Raw genomic sequence first — 440 nt, forward strand, 5'->3', positions numbered from 1 at the left:
GTCCATATTCATACGATGATATTACTAACAATCTAGAGTTGAGAAATGGATTGTATCTTGCGGCAGGCAAACAAAATATGAAAGAGGTGATAATTCCATCCAATATTGTGGCATTACAGAAGGAAATTTCTCCTCAAGATTTAGGAATCATCACAAACTCCCACTTATTACAAGAGAACAGGAATTTTGGTTGGGAACAGTGGTTGTGCCAGCAAATGCGAGCCGTTATTATCTTGAAATGGCTGAAGCACTGATTATTTATTTCTGGCAACCCTCTTTAAACGAAAAGAAAAAAATTTCTCCGCCTAAATCAACAACAGTAATAAATTATTGGTTCACAAAAGACGGACAGCCTAGATTCAACCAGCGAGCTATTTATTGAGATTTGCCAGATGTTCTTTCATGGGTTACAGAACATTGGAGAACAGGTAACCTAACTG

The 440-nt window shown here is 37.3% G+C and carries 1 protein-coding gene; it reads left to right on the forward strand.

What is annotated here, in order from left to right:
• A partial coding sequence (locus tag ACTHS3_RS16995; RefSeq protein ID WP_440368640.1) for a hypothetical protein occupies positions 1-254 on the forward strand: 254 nt, incomplete at its 5' end.
• Positions 255-440 lie beyond the last annotated feature (186 nt).

It is taken from the genome of Neisseria sp. P0009.S007, assembly GCF_051962515.1.